The organism is Mycetocola sp. Y719, from assembly GCF_056713205.1.
The window spans coordinates 77,785-95,609 of record NZ_JBWYGY010000001.1 but is presented as its reverse complement, the minus strand read 5'-3'; the positions used below and the strand labels follow the sequence as shown (position 1 = coordinate 95,609).

General features: G+C 64.3%; 14 protein-coding genes. 1 reads left to right on the top strand and 13 read right to left on the bottom strand.

The genetic code is table 11. The features are described 5' to 3' along the window. Positions 1-28: 28 nt before the first annotated feature. The 7 genes from AC1M0F_RS00340 to AC1M0F_RS00310 all read right to left on the bottom strand — a co-directional run bounded on the left by AC1M0F_RS00340 (position 29) and on the right by AC1M0F_RS00310 (position 8,352). Positions 29-979, bottom strand: a complete 951-nt coding sequence (locus AC1M0F_RS00340; RefSeq protein WP_480236217.1) for an aldo/keto reductase — start codon at positions 977-979, stop codon at positions 29-31. Positions 980-1,032: 53 nt separating this feature from the next. Continuing rightward, entirely contained in the window at positions 1,033-2,097 is a 1,065-nt protein-coding gene (locus tag AC1M0F_RS00335; RefSeq protein WP_480236216.1) for a LacI family DNA-binding transcriptional regulator, read from the bottom strand. A 33-nt stretch (positions 2,098-2,130) separates the two neighbouring features. Beyond that, entirely contained in the window at positions 2,131-3,189 is a 1,059-nt protein-coding gene (locus AC1M0F_RS00330) for an ABC transporter permease (protein WP_480236215.1), read from the bottom strand. A 49-nt stretch (positions 3,190-3,238) separates the two neighbouring features. Beyond that, positions 3,239-4,780 (bottom strand): sugar ABC transporter ATP-binding protein, encoded by a 1,542-nt coding sequence (locus AC1M0F_RS00325; RefSeq protein WP_480236214.1) that lies wholly within the window; start codon positions 4,778-4,780, stop codon positions 3,239-3,241. A 92-nt stretch (positions 4,781-4,872) separates the two neighbouring features. Then, entirely contained in the window at positions 4,873-5,952 is a 1,080-nt protein-coding gene (locus tag AC1M0F_RS00320) for a sugar ABC transporter substrate-binding protein (protein ID WP_480236213.1), read from the bottom strand. Between the two features lie 121 nt (positions 5,953-6,073). Further along, the gene (locus AC1M0F_RS00315) at positions 6,074-7,159 is read right to left on the bottom strand and encodes a nitrilase-related carbon-nitrogen hydrolase (RefSeq protein ID WP_480236212.1); all 1,086 of its coding nucleotides are present in this window, start codon (positions 7,157-7,159) and stop codon (positions 6,074-6,076) included. Positions 7,160-7,803: 644 nt separating this feature from the next. After that, a complete protein-coding gene (locus tag AC1M0F_RS00310; RefSeq protein WP_480236211.1) occupies positions 7,804-8,352 on the bottom strand; it encodes an SGNH/GDSL hydrolase family protein in 549 nt (182 codons plus the stop codon). A 550-nt stretch (positions 8,353-8,902) separates the two neighbouring features. On the opposite strand from AC1M0F_RS00310, the gene AC1M0F_RS00305 reads away from it, so the two are divergent. Continuing rightward, positions 8,903-9,961, top strand: a complete 1,059-nt coding sequence (locus AC1M0F_RS00305; RefSeq protein ID WP_480236210.1) for an AraC family transcriptional regulator — start codon at positions 8,903-8,905, stop codon at positions 9,959-9,961. Positions 9,962-10,117: 156 nt separating this feature from the next. Here AC1M0F_RS00305 and AC1M0F_RS00300 read toward each other — a convergent pair whose 3' ends face one another. The 6 genes from AC1M0F_RS00300 to AC1M0F_RS00275 form a co-directional block, all read right to left on the bottom strand. Continuing rightward, a complete protein-coding gene (locus AC1M0F_RS00300) occupies positions 10,118-10,747 on the bottom strand; it encodes a DUF1345 domain-containing protein (RefSeq protein WP_480236209.1) in 630 nt (209 codons plus the stop codon). A 240-nt stretch (positions 10,748-10,987) separates the two neighbouring features. Beyond that, a complete protein-coding gene (locus AC1M0F_RS00295; RefSeq protein WP_480236208.1) occupies positions 10,988-12,199 on the bottom strand; it encodes a glutathione-independent formaldehyde dehydrogenase in 1,212 nt (403 codons plus the stop codon). Positions 12,200-12,648: 449 nt separating this feature from the next. Beyond that, the gene (locus AC1M0F_RS00290; RefSeq protein ID WP_480236207.1) at positions 12,649-14,346 is read right to left on the bottom strand and encodes an alpha-amylase family glycosyl hydrolase; all 1,698 of its coding nucleotides are present in this window, start codon (positions 14,344-14,346) and stop codon (positions 12,649-12,651) included. Then, positions 14,343-15,644 carry a glycoside hydrolase family 36 protein gene (locus tag AC1M0F_RS00285; protein WP_480236206.1) on the bottom strand — a complete coding sequence of 434 codons (1,302 nt, stop codon included), beginning with the start codon at positions 15,642-15,644 and terminating at the stop codon, positions 14,343-14,345. Before AC1M0F_RS00285 ends, AC1M0F_RS00290 begins: the two co-directional genes overlap by 4 nt. Next, entirely contained in the window at positions 15,641-16,735 is a 1,095-nt protein-coding gene (locus AC1M0F_RS00280; protein ID WP_480236205.1) for a Gfo/Idh/MocA family protein, read from the bottom strand. The genes AC1M0F_RS00285 and AC1M0F_RS00280 overlap by 4 nt, the downstream gene beginning before the upstream one ends. Next, complete coding sequence (locus tag AC1M0F_RS00275) at positions 16,732-17,790, bottom strand: zinc-dependent alcohol dehydrogenase (RefSeq protein WP_480236204.1); 1,059 nt, start codon at positions 17,788-17,790, stop codon at positions 16,732-16,734. The genes AC1M0F_RS00280 and AC1M0F_RS00275 overlap by 4 nt, the downstream gene beginning before the upstream one ends. Positions 17,791-17,825: the final 35 nt, after the last annotated feature.

The following is a 17,825-nucleotide window of genomic DNA, read 5'->3' as shown; positions in this document are numbered from 1 at the left end:
TTCTGTTCGTTGGAAATGAGGCGGGCGGTCAGGCCGCGTCCTCTTCGATTCCATTGCGGCCCACACGGGCCAGCGGAAGCAGGGCATCCCACAGCTCGTCGGGGATGGCGAACTCGAGAAGCTCGACGGTCTGAGCGACACGTCGCGGCTCGGACATTCCGACGATCGTCGACGTGACTCGCTCGTCGCGGGTGGAGAACTGCAGGGCAGCAGCCGCGAGCGGGACCCCGAAGTCGGCGCACAGGCGCTCCATCGCACCGACGCGCTCAAGGGTGGCCTGGCTGACCGGCGCGTAGCAGTAGGTGGGCACGGCCTTCGGGCCCTTCACCAACATCCCGCCGCCGAACGGCGCCGCATTGATGAAAGCCACGCCGCGAGCCTGGGCGTCGTCGAGCAGGGGCTCGGCGGTCTGCTCGACGAGGGTGTACCGATTGTGGCTGATGACGGCGTCGAAGGCCTCGGTGGCGAGATACTGCAGTTCGAGGTCGATCGGCCCGCCGGCAACACCGAGGTGTTTGATGACACCCTGGTCGCGCAATTCGATCAATGCTTCAAGCGGCCCGCCGCGGGCGATACCGGCCTCGTAGGTGATCTTCTCGGGGTCGTGCAGGTAGACGAGCGGCAGCACGTCGAGGCCGAGACGCTCGAGGCTCTCCTCGACGGAGCGGCGGACCCGGTCCCCTGAGAAGTCGCTGCTTCCTGGCAGCGGATCGACCTTCGTCGCGATGACGACGCCCTGCGGCACGAAACCGTGCTCCCGGATCGCCTGCCCGATGCGCTTCTCGCTGTCGCCTCCGCCGTACTCGTTCGACGTGTCGATGAAATTGAACGGGCCATCGAAGACGGTCTTGATGGTCGCGACGGCGGTCTCGGTGTCGACCTCGTATCCGTATTGTGCGGGGAAGCTGCCGAGGGCGCTGGTCCCGACGCAGATGGGTGACACAGACAGCGGCGTCGTGCCAAGTTGACGGTAAGACATGGGTTTCTCTTTTCTTTCGGTGATGCGGTTTCAGACGATCGATCTCGACCGAGTCAGTCGAATGGTGAGACCGGTTGTGGGATGATTCCCGCGCGGCGGAATTTGGGCGGCGGGGCGGTGCTGGAACGCACCACGAGTTCGGGTGTGACCCGCGGTATCGGTTCGGCGGCGTCGCCGTTCATGAGGCTGAGGATCCGGTCGACGGCGAGGCGCCCGACCTCGCCGAAGTCGACACGAAGTGTGGTCAGCGCCGGGATGTAGAACGGTGACTCGGGCACGTCATCGAAGCCGATGACGCTGATGTCCTCCGGCACCCCGAGCTGGCAGGCCTGAATGGCGCTGATGACGCCCAGCGCCATCTGGTCGTTGGCGACGAACACGGCAGTGATCGTCGGGTCAGCGGCGACTGCGAGGCCGGCCGCATAGCCGGAACACGTCGACCAGTCCCCCGCAATCGGCTCTGGCGATGACAGCCCGGCGCTGGCCAGTTCACGCGCCCACCCCTTCAGCCGGGCGCGGGTTCCGAGCCAGCCGTCAGGTCCACTGACCTGATGCACCGTCTCATGGCCGAGCCCGAGCAGATGGCGGGTGGCCAGCGCTGCGCCGAGGACTTCATCGGTGCCGACATTCGTTGTCCCCTCATCCGCACCGGGCTCGAATGCGACGAGAGGAACGTGGGTGTCGATGCCTTCGATGGCGTGCAATGCCGCCTCGATGGGAGCGAGGATGATGATCCCATCCACCGCGTCGGCCAGCAGGTGGTCGAGCGCCGCCCGCATGTGTGAGCGGTCGACGTCACCCAGGGTCACGAGGTTGGTCGCGTACCCCGATCGTCTGGCCTCTTCGATGATCCCGGTGAGGGCGACGGATGGTCCGTACTGCGCCAGGCCGAAGCTCACGATCCCGAGATTGTGGCTCCTGCTGGTCGCCAGGGCACGGGCCGAAGGATTCCGACGGTAGCGCAGCCGCTTGATCGCCGATTCGACCCGTTCCCGGACATCCGTGCTGACGTTGCCGTGGTTGTTCACGACGCGGGATACCGTCTGCTGCGAGACGCCCGCGAGTCTCGCGACATCGATCATGCGTGCACCACGCTCGGTGCGGCTTTCTTCCTGCATCAGGTCCCCCTCTGGCTGACGGTTGGCGGCGGATCAGCGAGTTGCCACAGGGCGGCGACCGAAGTGTGACCCGAAGAACGTGGAGATTCGCTGCACACCCCCGGCGCTGGACAGGAAGACGGCGATCACGATGACGGCCCCCTTGATGACGAGTTGCGGTTCGGAGGAGATGCCGACGAGGTTCATGATGTTGATGATCGTGGCGAGCACGAATACGCCGATGACAGCGCTGATCGGATCCCCTTTGCCTCCCATGAGTGATGCACCGCCGACGACGACCGCGGCGATCGCGTCGAGCTCGTAGCCGACACCGATCAGCGAGCTCCCCTGTTGCAGCTGCGCAGCGGCGATGAGGCCGGCGAGGCCGGCAAGAAGCCCGGAGACCGTGTAGGTGATGAGCAGGTTGCGGGCCACAGGAAGACCGGAGAGCCGAGCGGCCTCCGGGTTGCCGCCGATGGCGTAGAGAGAACGGCCGAAGGTCGTGTACTTCGCGACGATCGCGGCAATGATCGTGACGATGATGAAGATCAGAACCGGGTTGCGGACTCCGAGTGTGGTTCCGCGGGCGAACGCCTGGATGAACTCCTGGTCCAGGATCTGGATGAGGCTGGTCGATTGGATGATGTAGCTGAAGCCCTTGATGGCGCTCATCATCGCGAGCGTCGCGATGAATGGTGGAATCCGCAACCAGACGACGAGCAGACCGTTGATGAATCCGGCGATGGCGCAGGCGCCGAGGGTCAGAGCGACCGAAAGACCCGCACTCATCCCCGTCTGCAGGGTGAGGGCGACGATGACGGTCGACATGGCCATCGTGGAACCGACGGAGAGGTCGATGCCACCGGTGAGGATCACGAAGAACTGACCGACGGCAAGGACTGCGACGATCGAGGCGGCGGCGATGACGTTCTCGGCGTTCCGGATGGTCAGGAAGTCTCCGGAGACGTAGTAACCGATGATGATGATCGCCACGAGGACCAGAATCAGATAGCTCTTGGGGAGCAGCCGCCTGGCGGTGACCAGGGCGCGGTTGGGTGGGGGTGCGTCGGTCGTCGTCGACCGGGTCTTTTCGGTGAGAGCGTTGTTTGTCATTTTCTTTCCATCACTGGTTGAGGGATTCAACGGGGACTGCGGGTGCCGGTCAGGCGAATTTCGAGACAAGGGCGTGGCCATGCGGGTCGATCTCGTCGTGGTCGAATTCGGCGACCACCTCGCCGCGCGCCATGACCAGCACGCGGTCGCACATCATCGCTTCGGTAATCTCCGAGCTGGAGATGATGACCGTGCCGCCGGAGCGTGCGAAGTCACGAATCAGTTCGTACATGTCTTCCTTGGCACCGACATCGACCCCACGGGTGGGCTCATCGCAGATGAGCAGTCGTGACGAGCGTGCCAGCCAGCGAGCGAGGATCGCCTTCTGCTGAGTCCCGCCGCTGAGGGTTTTCACCGACTGATTGACGCTGGAGACCTTCATCCCCATGCTCTTCACCATTTCGGCGGCCACCTTCTTTTCCTTGCGCCCGTCGATGATGCTGAGTCTGCTGAACATCGGCAGGCTGGCCAGGGTGATGTTGCCCGCGACGCTCATCTCGGGGATGAAGCCCTGGGCTTTTCGGTCCTGCGGGAGGAGGCCGATGCCTCGACGAATCGCATCCCTGGGACTGTTGAATGTGACGTTCTTCGCGTCGACGCTGATCGAACCGGCCGTCTTCCGACGGGCACCGGCCAGCAAGCCGGCCAGTTCTGACTGGCCAGAACCGATGAGGCCGGAGATGCCGAGCACCTCGCCCTCATACAGCTCGAGGTTGACGCCCGAGACCCGGTCGTCTTCACAGAGGTCGGTGGCAGAAAGCAGGATCTTGTCGCTTCGACCGGCGCCGAGCCGAGGACTGCGTTCGCCGCGAAGCGCTGCATCGGCGATGGAGCCTTCGAGGCTCTTGCCAACCATTGCGGTGACGACATCGGCCGGTTTCGAGTCTGCAGTAGTGAAGCTGGCGGCATTACGACCGTCGCGCAGGATTGTCACGGAGTCGCAGAGCGAATACAGCTCGTCCATCCGGTGGGAGATGTAGATCAGGGTCACGCCCTGGTCGGCGAGCGTCCGAAGCACGCCGAACAGGCGTTCGACATCGGGAAGGGGAAGCGTCGAGGTGGGCTCATCGAGCAACAACACGCGGGCATCCTTGCGGATCGCTTTGGCCAATTCCACGGCCTGCTGTTCGGCGACCGAGAAGGTCGAGACGGCCCGGCGCACGTCGAGGTCGAATCCCACTCGGGCGAGCGCCTTGCGCGCCTCGACCTGCATCTCGTGCCAGTCGACAATCGTGCGGCCCGCCTTCGGCAGTTCGCCGAGGAAGATGTTCTCCGCGACGGACAGGGATGGCACGAGGCTGAGCTCCTGGTAGATCGTGTGGATGCCTGCGCGCTGCGCGTCACTGGGCTCCCGGAACTTCTGCAGCTCCCCGCCGAGGTAGATTTCACCGGCGTCGGGAGTTTCAGCACCTGAGAGAATCTTGACCAGTGTCGACTTGCCTGCGCCATTTTGCCCGGCGAGGGCGTGGATGGATCCTCGCTTGACCGAAAGGCTGACGCCCTTGAGCGCCTGGACACCCAGGTAGCCCTTCATGATTCCTTCGAGGCGCAGCTCGTCTTCCGCTGCCGTGACGTTGTGTTCGAGACTCATTGGTTCTCTCTCGTTGAGGTGCTGGTGAAGATGGGGGTGGTGCCCTGGCACCCGCGGGATTCGCGGCGGATGCCAGGGACGTCCGAATTCGACTACTCGCCTTGCGCGCGCACGTACGTGTCGGCCTCTTCGTAGTAGTCCTTGGCGTTCTCCGGTGTCACGACGGTGGTGTCGATGTAGAGCGTCTTGTCCGGGCATGCCGACTGGTCGCCGTTGTATGCGGCGACGGCCATCTCGACGGCGGTCGCACCCTGGTCCCACGGCTGGTTCGACGCGGTCGCCTGGAGCGGCCCGGTGGGGTCGTCCATCATCTCTTTCACCGAGACCATGCCGCCGTCGTAGCTGGCGAGGATGATCCCATCGCCCCAGAGACCGGCCTGCTGAAGGCCTTCCTTCACACCGCCGTTCATGACGTCGCTCATGCTGTAGACGACCTTCAGGTCGGGGTTCGCCGTGGCAACGTCACGGATCGGGCCGAGCGCCTTGTCGGGCTTCCACTCGCCGTACTTCGTGTCGAGTTTGTTGACCGTGATTCCCGGGTAGTCGGCGACGACTTTGTTGAAGCCCTCCATGAACCCGTTGAAGCGCAGGTCGCTCAGCACATCGCCCGGGAAGCCACCGATTCCGACGATTTTGATCTCGCCGGTCTCGCCGTACTTCTCGATCGCGTCCTTGGCCGCGACGTCGCCGGCAAGGGCGCCTGTGGCCTCCTGATCCTCGGCCACGTAGCAGAACGTGTCCGGCACGAGGGAGGGGTCGAGGTTCGAGTTCACGGTGACGACGGGAATGCCGGCCTCTTTGAGGGCTGCGATGGAACCGCCGACGCCGATGGGATCGTTGGCATTGATGACGACGACGTCGACGCCCTTGGTGATGAGTGTCTGGATGTCGGCGTTCTGACGGACGGTGTCCCCGTTCGCATCAAGGACTTCGATGGTCGCGCCGATCTCGTCTGCTGCGGCCTGGCCGCCGTCGACGAGGGTCTTCCACCAGTCGCTGCCGCTGATTCCGCGCTGACTCCAGCCGATGACAAGGCCTTCTCCGCTGGACTTGTCCTGATCGGATGCCCCGCTGTCAGCCCGGCAACCGGTGAGCAGTAGTGCGGCTGCCGCGAGCGTCGCGGCGCCTGCAACGATGCGGCTGGCCCGCGTGTTGCGTCGGTTGATGATCATGTTCCACTCCTTTGTGTGAGATCTGTACCGCTATGTCCGCGTGTGCGGAGGTCCGGATGTCTGGTCGGCAACCGGTGGAGGCTGGATGCCGGGACCGTGCTGGTCCCGGCATCCGACCTGGCTACTTGATTTCCGTGAAGACTCCGCGTTCCTTGAGGAGCTCGATGTTCGCGGCACGGGTTGCCCGCTCGCGGGCCAGCCACCCTTCGCCGGGGGCTTCCTCGAGGTACTGGTTCTTCGGGTAGATCGGCTTCTCGTAGATCGCCGCGTACTGCTCGGTGCGGAGGTCTTTGAAGCCGTTGAAGACACCGTTCGACTGGCGCTCACGGCGCAGGTGGTCGATGTCGATGACGGTGCTGATGAACGAGTCGCCTGGTACGATCCCGGCCTGTTTGATGACGACCTGACCCTTGTGGTTCACGATCATCGATTCGCCGCCGAAGAGGTCGTTGATCACTCCGTCCGGGCCGAGTTCCGGTCCGAGGTTCGGCGCGACGACGATCGCATTGTTGAAGAGCGCGTGGGCCCGGTTCTGCACTTCCCACATACCGTTCATCGTCTGCGGCTGGAACAGCGTGGCGCGGATGATGATCTCGGCTCCGTTCATGGCCAGGCCGCGCGCGATCTCGGGGTAGGAGCCCTCGTGGCAGATGACGTAGCCGATGTTCCCGATATCCGGGGTCTTGGCCACGGGGTAGATCGCATCCAGTGCGTTGCCATTGCCCTTCTTCTCCACCCACTCATCCCACAGGTCGTGAGGGTTGGTGGTCCCGAGCGTTCCGCCCTCGAACCCGTCGCTTGTGGCCTTGGCCCGACGATAGATGACCTCGCCCTGCGGGTCGATCAGGAAGGCGACGTTGAAGTAGCGGTCCGGGAAGTCGTCGTCGGCGACGAGATACAGTTCGCCGGCGATGTAGGTGTTCAGCTCACGAGCTGCCTTGCCCAGTTCATCGGTTTCCGGTCCCGGGATGGTGCGGGCGAACTTCTTCTCCGCCTCGCGGTTTCCGGCCTTGAATGCCATGTGCATGCCCTGAATCGCCATCTCGGGGATCACGACGAGCTTGACGGGGGCGCCTTCGGTCGCAGCGACTCCCACGGCGGTCTTCATGAAGCCGATGATGCGCTTCGTGTTCTTCAGCGCATCTTCTGGTTCCACGATGGGGATCTGCAGGGGGGACAAGGCCACGACGGAATACGGCTCAGTCATTTCAACTCCTTTGTTGTTGATTTGGTATTGGCGATGTTAGCGCACTATCAGGATTATGCAAGCGCACCTCGAACCCATCGCTGCCCCGATCGAGGCTGACGCGATTCGATGCGGATCGCTCCAGCTTCCGCCTGATTCCAAACAAATCTGCTCATAAATGCCAGATCAAACATATTTTATGGATGAGAGTGTGGCGTCGGAACGCGGGCTGGCGATGCGGGCACATCACCTAGGCAGTGTGGCCAAGAAATTTCCTGAGAGAAGCTCGTGAGTTAGCGCACTATTATTTTCTAGTACGTCAGCGCGCGCAAACGTCTGATGCCACGTGTCGTGATGCAGTGGTGGCGTCCGGAGGTCGCTCCCCATCCGTATCGCGCTAATCGGATACATGCACCGCGCTTTTCGGATTCCGCACGGAGCTCACCACGCCTATTTTGAAGAAGCCACCTGCCAGGCGAGGGGAACACACGGTGTTCGAACGCCGAAGACCATCGGCGTCATGCGAAGGCTCTTGGCTCGCGGTTCTCGCAGTGGCTTGGGCGCGTTCGCGCGTTCAACCGGGAGCTGGTTCTGGCTGCCGCTCCCCAGGGTGGGGTCGTATGCCCCTGCGACCCCACCCTTCTTCTCCGCCGCATTGTGACGACTTACATCCGCAGTGCGAATGAAGATCTCGAATTCTCGGTTGCAGCGTCCCCACGATGCAGGGAGTCCGCGACGTGCGCACCGATGCGGGCGCCCCACTTCGCATACGTGCGAGACGTGAGGCCACTGGCGGCATCCAGGGAAATCATTGGGGTGCCGGTCCGAGTACAGATTCGACTGGTCTCGACATCGAGCATTTGGGCGTGGCTGCCGGTGAGGCCGCGCGCGAACGGGGAGAGCGCCCGTGCCACGTGCATGCTGGCGGTGCTCGTCACGAACACGGATACGGCGTCCGTAGATCTCAAGGTCTGCACCAAAGCGGTCATGTCGTGCTGCCAGCGGCGGCGAGTGGTCAGGCAAAAGGCGTCGGTTGTGACGAGCATGAGGACGATGGAGTCGTAGCCATCGAAGTGCATCTCGTCGAGGTCCCTGAGGGTGGAGCGAGCCGACGCGTCCGGCTGTGCTGCAACCGTCACCACGACCCCGCGCTCGATGCGTCCGGCGATCTGTCGGGCCAGGTGTCCGGCGATTCCCAGTTGGTGGGTCCTCACGCCGCACCCAGCCGCAGGCCCGTCGCCGATGACGAGAACCCTTGCGGGGTCGACTCCCGCAACGCTGACCTCGGCGGGTCCGCTCGGGTAACGCCATTCGCGTTCCTCCTGCGTTCGCGTTCTGAACCATCCCCAGAAGAGTGGTCCCAAAATTGCGTGCGGATACCGCCGCAACCCGTACGAAGCTGACGGATCCCTCGAGTCTCGTGTTCTCCACCAGTTGGCGGCTCGCCGACGTCTGGCGTTACTCAACGACTGAGCGGATCGCGAAGATTCGCTGCCACAGCCAGCGTCCCGGGACGAGAACGTCAACATGCTGGTGGTCTCGGTGGGAACCCATTGCTGCCACCTTTCTGGTATTCGCCACGTGCGGGGCACACTGTGACCCCCCGCTCGAAGGGGCCACAGTGCATCGCCGGGCGGGGGGAGCCCGACGGAGCCAACCGTATGCGCGGGCACGTTGTGCCCGATATCCGTTCAGCGCAGCGGAGGGTCCGGTCTGCGCGCCGAGCGCGCCGGTGCGCTCAGTCGTGACGCATAGACTCACTACATGCGATCGGACACTGGCGAAATGTTCGTGAGTCGCCGTGTCGCGTCGTGCCGGGATGTCGACCACGCCCGGCGGGCCCTCGGCGACGTCTTCCTGCCGGTCGATTTCCCTTCGGCACGGACCTCCACGCTCGTTGACATGCATCTCAACGCCCTGAAAGTCGGCCGGCTCACCTGCGGGTACATGAGTTTTCACGATGCTGTGAGCATCGAGACGGCGGAGGCCGAGAACTACCACATCGACATTCCGACGGGTGGCAGAGCCACGATGAGAGCCGGCCTCGGCTCTCCGGTGTACGGAACGCAGCACACCGCCGGAATCTTCATGCCGGGGCGGCCGGTGGACATCGACTGCGGGGAGCGATTCGCGCAACTCTCGCTGATGATCCCTCGCGACCTGTTGCAGCTCGAGGTGGAGAACTTGCTCGGCGACGAGCTCGCCCGCCCGCTCGAGTTCAGCGAAGAGCTTGATCTCACGACGCCGAGCGCTCGAATGATGATGCAGACCCTCCGGATGATCGACGAGGCGTCGGACCAGGAGGGCGGCCCGCTCGCGCACCCACTGGCGGTGCAGCGGTTGGAGCAGGTTCTGATGCAGAGTCTGTTGTTCGCTCAGCCGCACAATCACTCAGCCGCGCTGGCAGGACCCTCGCCCGCCGCTGGCGTCCGGCCCGTCTCTCACGCCGTCGAACTCATGCGCGAGAACCCTGCACATCCGTGGACCGTGGCGGAACTGGCGGCGGAGGTTTCGCTCAGCGTGCGCAGCCTGCAAGAGGGCTTCCGTCGATCCCTGGACACCACGCCGATGGCATACCTGCGACATCTCCGGCTCGAGAAGGTGCACGAGGAACTGACACTGGCAGCGCCGGGCACGGTCAGCGTGACCGAGGCGGCGGCACGATGGGGTTTCGTCCATCTCGGAAGGTTTGCAGCGGCATACCGAAGCGAGTTTTCGGAGCATCCGCGTGACACGTTGCGGTCCGCAGGCGCGCCTGCACGGTCGAACTCGAAGTCCATGACGCGCAGCGCTCAGAGTCGGCAGTCACCGTTTCCCAACTAGCCGCTTGCCCGTTTCGCGATCCGGGTCGGCGCTCCAGCCACCCTGGGCCTTGCGACAGGCGTCAGACCGATCGCCTGGGTCGAGACGACGGCTGAGGACCGACGCGCCGCGCTCGCGAACGGACTGACCTGCTGACGCCCAGTGTCCTGTGTCGCGTCAACTGGACTGGCCCAGGCTGACGACGAGGTTGATCGCCACTGCGACCACGAAGGTGCCGAAGAAATAGGAGAGTAGAGCGTGCCCCAGAGCGATCCTGCGGGAGGGAGTGGATGACTCGTTCACATTGCTCGCGTTGTATGCCATGCCGATGGAGAACGCTGCATAGGCGAAATCGCTGTACGACGGGTCCTCGTCCTGGTTGAACCGGAAGCGATGGCGGTCGTCGTGGTAGTACATCCGAGCGTATTTGAACGCGTAGACGGTGTTGACGAGAGCCCACGCGACTACCACGCCGAGAGCCGCCAGAATGGCCGAGGCCACGCCGATGGGGTCCCTCTCTTGACTCCGGATCAGTGCAAAGACGACCGCCACGAGACTGACGAACGTCGCGCCGATGATGAGGGAATCAACCAGGTGTCGAGAATGGCCTTCGTGGAGGGCGAGTTCACCTGTGGCCTCCGGACCAGCGGGCCAGGCCTTAGCCCACGCCCACGTCAGGAAGACGCAGCCGGCGACAGCCCATCCGACCAGGGGCGCGAGTTCCGGAGCGCCGAGCCACACCGGGACGAGTGCGACAGCGACGCCGATGACGGCCGAGACGAGGGCCTTGCGATCCAGGTGCGACATCGAAAAAGTTGCCCTCCAGCGTCTCAGGACCTCCGGGTTCCATTGCATCGACAAAGGACCGGGCGGTTCGTTGCCCCCGAGCGTGCGCGGACACACCCGGGGGCTTTCATGATTGATTTCAACGGGGGCCGTGATCGGTGTGCACCTGGCTTGGTGGATCAGGGCGGTCCTCGACGACGCCGGATGCCACGATTACCGCGCGAGCTCCCCTGCGCCGTGCGCTCAGAACCCCGCCGGCTCTCAGGCGGCCTTGTCCGGGTGGAGCACGACCTTGGTCCAGCCGTTACCACGGCTGTCGAAGTTCTTGTATCCCTCGGGGGCCTGATCCAACGGCAACTCGTGGCTCACGATGAAGGAGGGGGTCGCCTTTCCGCCCGCGATCAGATCGCGCAAGGCCCGGTTGTATTTCTTGACCGGGCACTGCCCGGAGCCCATCGTCTGTCCCTTGAACCAGTAGTTTCCGTAGTCGAATGCCACCTGACCCTGCTGGGCGAGTTTGTCGGGAGCTCCCGGGTCCTTTGGCAAGAACACCCCAACGACGCCGAGGCCGCCGACGAACCGGACGGAGTCCACAAGCCGGTTCAGGGTCAGATTGGCATGTTCGTTTCCGTCCGGGTCGTGCGCCTGGTAGCCGACGCATTCACAGCCGCGGTCCGCCCCGAATCCCATCGTCTGATCCTTGACGAATTCGACGGGATCGACGGCGGAATCATCAACCGCGATGGCCCCGATCTGTTCCGCCAGTTTCAGGCGGTCGCTGTGGCGATCTACGACCATGACTTTGCCAGCGCCCTTGATTATGGCCGAGTATGCGGCCATGAGTCCGACTGGGCCCGCACCATAAATGACCACGGAGTCTCCCGGGTAGACCCCGGCCATCTCGGTGGCATGCCAGCCGGTGGGGAAAATGTCGGCGACCATGACGTAGTCGAGTTCCTTCTCGACGGCGTCCTCCCCCAGACGCAGGCAATTGAAGTCCCCAAAGGGAACGCGCAGGTACTCCGCCTGCCCGCCCTGATACGGACCCATATCCGCAAACCCGTACGCTGCGCCGGCGAGCTTGGGTTCGGGCTGCATGGTCAGACAGTAATTAGTGAAGCCCCGCTCGCAGTTCTTACAGAATCCGCAAGCGATGTTGAAGGGCAGCACGACACGCTCGCCCACCTTCACTTTGCTCACCGCCGGGCCGACCTCGACCACCTCGCCGAGGTTCTCATGCCCGAAAGTGCGTCCTGGTTCGAAACTCGTGCGGCCCTCATACATGTGCAGGTCCGAGCCGCAAATATTCGATGACGTAATCCGCACCAGCACGTCGGAGGGATGCTCGATCTTGGCGTCCGGCACCTCCTCGACGGAAACGTCGTTCGGCCCTTTGTAAACTACTGCCTTCATTTCATGCTCTTCTCTTTGTACCCGGCCGATCGCGGCGGGGTAGTTGTGGCTTCCGGGCATGGCAGATTAAGTGAGTCGCGGGTGCGTGCCGCAACATGGCGGCGCGGAGATCCCCCGAATGCGCATAGATGCGGCTCGGAGATGGGAAATTAGGAGTGTGGCCTTCAAGTCCACCTGAAGGGAAGAAGGCCAGATGTCTCCAGGCGGCAGGCCCGGGTATTCTTTCCGGCCGACTGCAACAAATGCGAAATCGATTGAGAAATGCGAAATCGATTGAGCTTCAATGCTCAAACGCGCGCACAAAACGGTCAAGGGGATGTCTAAACGCCCGCGCACGGTGTATAGTCACGGCCGCTACGACGGGACCTTGTCGGCGAGGATGTCAATCTTCTCGATCTGCGGCTCGGAGAAGAGGACGCCGGTGTTGGGTCCGAGGGCCTGGTCTAAACCACCGGCGAGACTTCCGTAGAATTGTCCGTTCCGCCATTGGTGCAGCACGCCACGACGCGCTACTGCGGTTTCAGCCAGACGTATCCGAATGGTTCCAGCTCGATTCCCTCCGACGAGCGGCCCGAGATCACGTCGGTTCCCGCCAACGATGGCAAGGTGACGGTCTCGTCGCTGACATTGATCGCGGCGATCACCTCGTTCGGCGTCCCCGTTGCACGACGAACGACGAAGACGCGGGGGTCAAGCAATTCGATTCGCTGATCGGCGAAGGGTGAGAACGCGGGCAACTCTCGACGCAGCTCGAGCAGCGTCCTCAGACCTTCGAGCATCCCCGATCGACGCGGCGACGTCTCGAGTTCTTTCGCGAGCTGATCGGCGTCGAGCACTTCGCGGTTGATCCGCCGTGGGATGTCGCTCGCCTCCATACCGGCGCGATCCTGGCCCGAGCCAAGAAGCGAGTGGTAGTAGATCGCGGGAACGCCGATGAGCGACAGCAAAATGGCGTGCGCCGCCAGTCCCCGCACGACAGCCGATGCATCCGGATCCTGGTCATTCGGGTCCACCAATGCGTCCAGGAAATTGGTGTTGAGCTCGTACACATCCTCCGTACCATCCGGGTGCCTGGCCATGGACACGCGCCCGCCGCGGGCAAGCGCGCGCTCGACGAGGAGAGCGCGGTCGTCGTCGGTCAGCAGGCCTCGGGTTGGACGGATACCGATCCCGTCGTGACTCGCGAGGAAGTTGAACCACGTCGCAGTCTCGCTCACCGGGCCAATGGTGCTTGCCCACTGTGAGAGCGCCGTGGCGCTGCCGGTCACGAATGCGTGTAGCACGAGCGGAGGCAGCGCGAACTGGTACACCATGTGTGCCTCGTCGGACCCATTGCCGAAGTACGTGATGTTATCCGCGTGCGGAACATTGGTCTCAGTCAAGAGCAGCGTTCCCGGCGCGAGTTCATCGACGAGGATCCGCCACAGTCGAATGATGGCGTGGGTTTGTCGCAGGTGGATGCCGGTGGTGCCGGACTCCTTCCACAGGAAGCCGATGGCGTCGAGGCGCACCGTGGTTGCGCCGTGCGACAGGTATCCGAGCAGGACGTCGGTGAGGTCCAGGAGCACTGCCGGAGTCCTCGGGTCGACGTCCACCTGGTCAGGTCCGAAGGTCGTCCACGCCCGGGCGACCGTCCCGTCCGGGCGCTGGTACTCGTGGACGAGCGGTGTCATCCGGGGACGCACGACGCGTGAGACGTCGAAGTCTTCACCGGGCTCGAGGAAGTAGCCGGCGTACCGCGGATCGCCCGCGAGCCATCCCTGGAACCATGGGCTGGAGCTGGATAGGTGGTTTGCGACGAAATCGAGCGCCAGCGCGTGGTCCGCGCGGAGATCCGCAATGTCGTCCCACGAGCCGAGCTCCGGGTTGACCTCCCGATGGTCCACGACACCGAACCCGTCGTCTGAGGTCCACGGGTAGATCGGGAGCAGATGGACGTCGGTGACGGCATCCCGGACGTGATCCCTGAGGACCGATGCGAGCGTGTGCAGTGGTGTCTCACCCTCTCGCCGAAAAGCATCGCCGTAGGTGATCAGGTAGGCGGAGCCCTCGTCGGGGCGGTCCTTGTCGGTGGGCCCCAGCTCCGGAGCCCAGCGCTGTGCGAGATCGAGGAGAGCGTCGAGTACCTCATCGGCGCGCTCCGCGTAAAGCTCGGCGACGAGCGGCCTGAGTCGGCTCCTCAAGTGGTCGAGGTCGACATGAGTCATCGTGTTGGCTCCTTCAGAAGTTGGCGGACCAGATCGAGCCCGTGATCGTCCAGCTCGGAGATCCGGTCCGAGAAACCGCGCAAACCCGGCGCAGCGAAGACGATGTCGGCCCATTCGTCCCGGAGCGCGAAGGACGGACGTGCGACGAGGCAATCGGGATCGGTCGTCCACAGACGTCCGTGTTGCCATGCCCGGGCCTCGAGCGACATCCGGCCTCGAAGCCCCTGGGAGCCGTCTTCACCGCCCTCGTGAAAGGTGTCCGGTGAGACACGCATCGCGTCGACCAGACCGACGCTGGGAAGCATCGGAGCACCGCAACCCAGGATGTAGGCGTCCTCACCCATGATTTCGCGCACGAGTGCGAGCCCGGAACGGTATGCAGCGACTGCCGTGACATCGCTCGCGTGCCGGCGCGCAGGTACAGCGCCCGAGTACAGGAAATCGAGTTTGAGGTAGTCGACCCCGATGTCACGCAGGCCGGAGAACACCTCCGAGAGGTACGTTCGCACGTCCGGGTGCGTGAGGTCCAGACCGACGAGGTCGTCGCCCCAGTTGTATCCTGCGGGCCCGGTCAGCCAATCCGGATGCCGTTGCGCAAGATCCGAGCGGGAGCCGACCGAGAACGGCGCCAACCAGACGCCCGCTCGTCGCCCGCTGTCGCGGATCGCCGCGACGGAGTCGGCGAGCGACCCGAACCGGGGATCTGGCTTCGTCCACTCCCCCGTGCCGAGGCTCCACCCGTCGTCGATCTGGACGACATCGACCGACAGTTTCCGCTCATCGATCGCTTTCAGATTCTCCAGGACATCGGCCGCCGTGACCTCTTCGAAGTAGCGGTACCACGTGCACCACACCCGAGGCGCAGATGTTTCGATACGGGCACCGTTCGCCCGGCCGAAGCGGTCTCCGAAGCTTGTGAGTGCCGGGTGCGGTTCTGCGGACGTTGCCGGGGAGGCATCTTGTACCGTCCACTGCTCGACGGGTTTGTCGGCCTCCACGATGACCCGATCACCCCGCCAGACGGCACGGATCGACGGCACGTCGACCGAGGCGTCCAGCGTGCCGTAGACCCGTGCCGCAGCACCATCTCCCGGGTCGACGACGAGAAGGCCTTCTCCCTGCACCCCTTCCTCGGGCAGTGGCGTTCCGGGGCGGAACCGCATGAGGTGCTGCCATCGCTCGTCGGGACGCTGGAGCGCGTCGCCCTGCCGGTACCAGGTTGTGGGGCTCCAGCTCTGCCACCCCTCGGTGTAGACCTTGGCTGCAGCAGTGACCGGTATCTCGTCGATGATGTTCATGCGGCGTTCCTTCGGGCGCTTGCGGGAGTGAGAACCAGATCGACGGGCTGCACGGGTGAACCGGCTGCCTCGGCGGAAGCTGTTGCGGCGAGACCGATCCGTACGGATGCGGCCACGTGAGCGGCGGAGTTCTCCGGTTCTCGGTCGTCCTCGATCGCACTGAGGAGTTCGCCCATCGCGCCGGCGAAGCCGTCGGTGAACCACTGGCCCTCAAGAGCGAATCGGGTGCGGGAGTCGCCGCGCTCCAGTTCGAGAAAGTCGCTGCCGAGGAGCACGCTGCCCCGGATGGTTCCCTCGGTGCCGTGGATCCAGAAGGGGCAACCACCCGACCTGGTCTGGGCGTTCCCGACGATGCGGAGGGAGGCGCTCGCACCGGTTGAGAGTGACAGCTGCAGGCTTGCGTGCCAGGGGTTGCGCGCCGCATCGGGTTGACCGGGCACCCGCGAGTCCTGTGCCGTCACCGACGTCACCTGGGAGCCTTCGAGCCAGCATCGGGTGATGTCGATCCAGTGCACGAGGTAGTCCGCCAGGAGCATGTGGGGTATCTCATCGAACGCGGTGCCGGCGAGTGGGGGAAGCGGCTTGTCGTGCAGGTGCGTCACACCGACGACCTCGCCGATCGCACCGTCGCGGATGAGCAACGTGGCCAGCCGCCATGCAGGCGCCCATCGAGCGTTCTGATTCACGGCGATCCGCACGCCTCGCTCGCGAGCGAAACCGAGAACGTCGAACAACCGGGGAAGCTCTGACTCTTCGATGCTCAACGGTTTCTGCGCCAGAACATGCTTGCCGTTGTCGACTGCCGCCTGGATCAGGTCAAGTCGCCCGACAGGTCCTGTGGCGAGGTCGACGACGTCGATCGCGGGATCCGCCAGCAACTCTGCAACGGTGTCGTGCACGGTTTCGATTCCGAAGCGGGTCGCCAGGTCCTGCGCGGAACCCCGTGTCCGCGAAGCGACGGCCGTGACCGGGATGCCCCATGCGGCGTACGCGGGGAGGTGTGCGCTTCGAGCGATCGCCCCTGCGCCGACGAGGCCGACGCGAAGCCGGGAAGCGGGAACCTGCGGCCGGTAGTCGGGCAGGTCGATCATCGGGTGTACTCCGGCGCGGCGTCGAAGCGAAGGACTGCTTGCAGGATCGCGGGGTCACCCGCGTCCAGGCGCGCGAAGATGTCGGAGACCTCAACGGCATCCACGACGTCGGTGACCAGCGCCTCCGCGTCGACCGCTCCGGAGAGGATGAGCTCCATGACCGTGCGAACCAGCCGCGGTTGGTCCCATTTGCCTCCCAGGCCGACGGGCACGCCAGAGATCTGGCTCGCGACAAGGCGCACGCGATTGTGGTGGAACTCCTCCCCGAGACGCAGATTGGATGCGCCGCCTTGATAGAAGCCGGATGCCGCGACCAGACCCTCGACGACGACAGACCGCACTGCCTCGTGCAGCGCCCGGTCGGCCCCTGACAGCTCGATGGCGCTGTCCGCCCCTCCCCCGGTCGCTTCCCGGATGTAGGCACCAGCGCCACCCTCGCGGAGGGCATCGACTGTGTCGACGGCGCCGAACGCCGCGGCTTTCTCGAGCCGTCCCTTGACGGTGTCGACGGCGAGCACGCGACCCCCGGACAGTGTCGCAAGCCGGGTGGCGAGCAGCCCGATGACGCCTTGCCCGAAGATGGCCACATGCTCACCGAGCCGGACGTCGGCCGCGAGAACGGCGTTGAGCGCGATCGACGCGACCCGAGCGAACGTGCCGAGGACCGGATCGACACTCGTGGGCATCTGCCGCCACTCGAGAGCACTTGCCGGCAGTACGGCGTCGCTGCGGTGACCCCAGATGCCGTGAACGATGTCGCCGACGCTCAGCGTCGAGACGTCGTCAGCGACCTCCACGACCTGCCCGACTTCCGAGTAACCCCACCCTTGCACGGGGTAGGCGAAGCTGGGCTGGCCGGGTACGAACAGGCGCCGCTCGCTGTCCCATGTGGCGTTCAGGTAAGGGTTCGTTCCCCGGTAGGCCGTGAGTTCGGTGCCTGCGGAAATTCCTGAGTACCACGTGGCGACTCGTACCGTACCTGGGACGAGTGGCGCGGCGTCGGTCTCGACGAGTTCGACCTTGCCGGGCTCAGTGAACTGGACAATGTGAGGCACGGACGTGCACTCCTTCCGTTTTGCGAAGGTTGGGT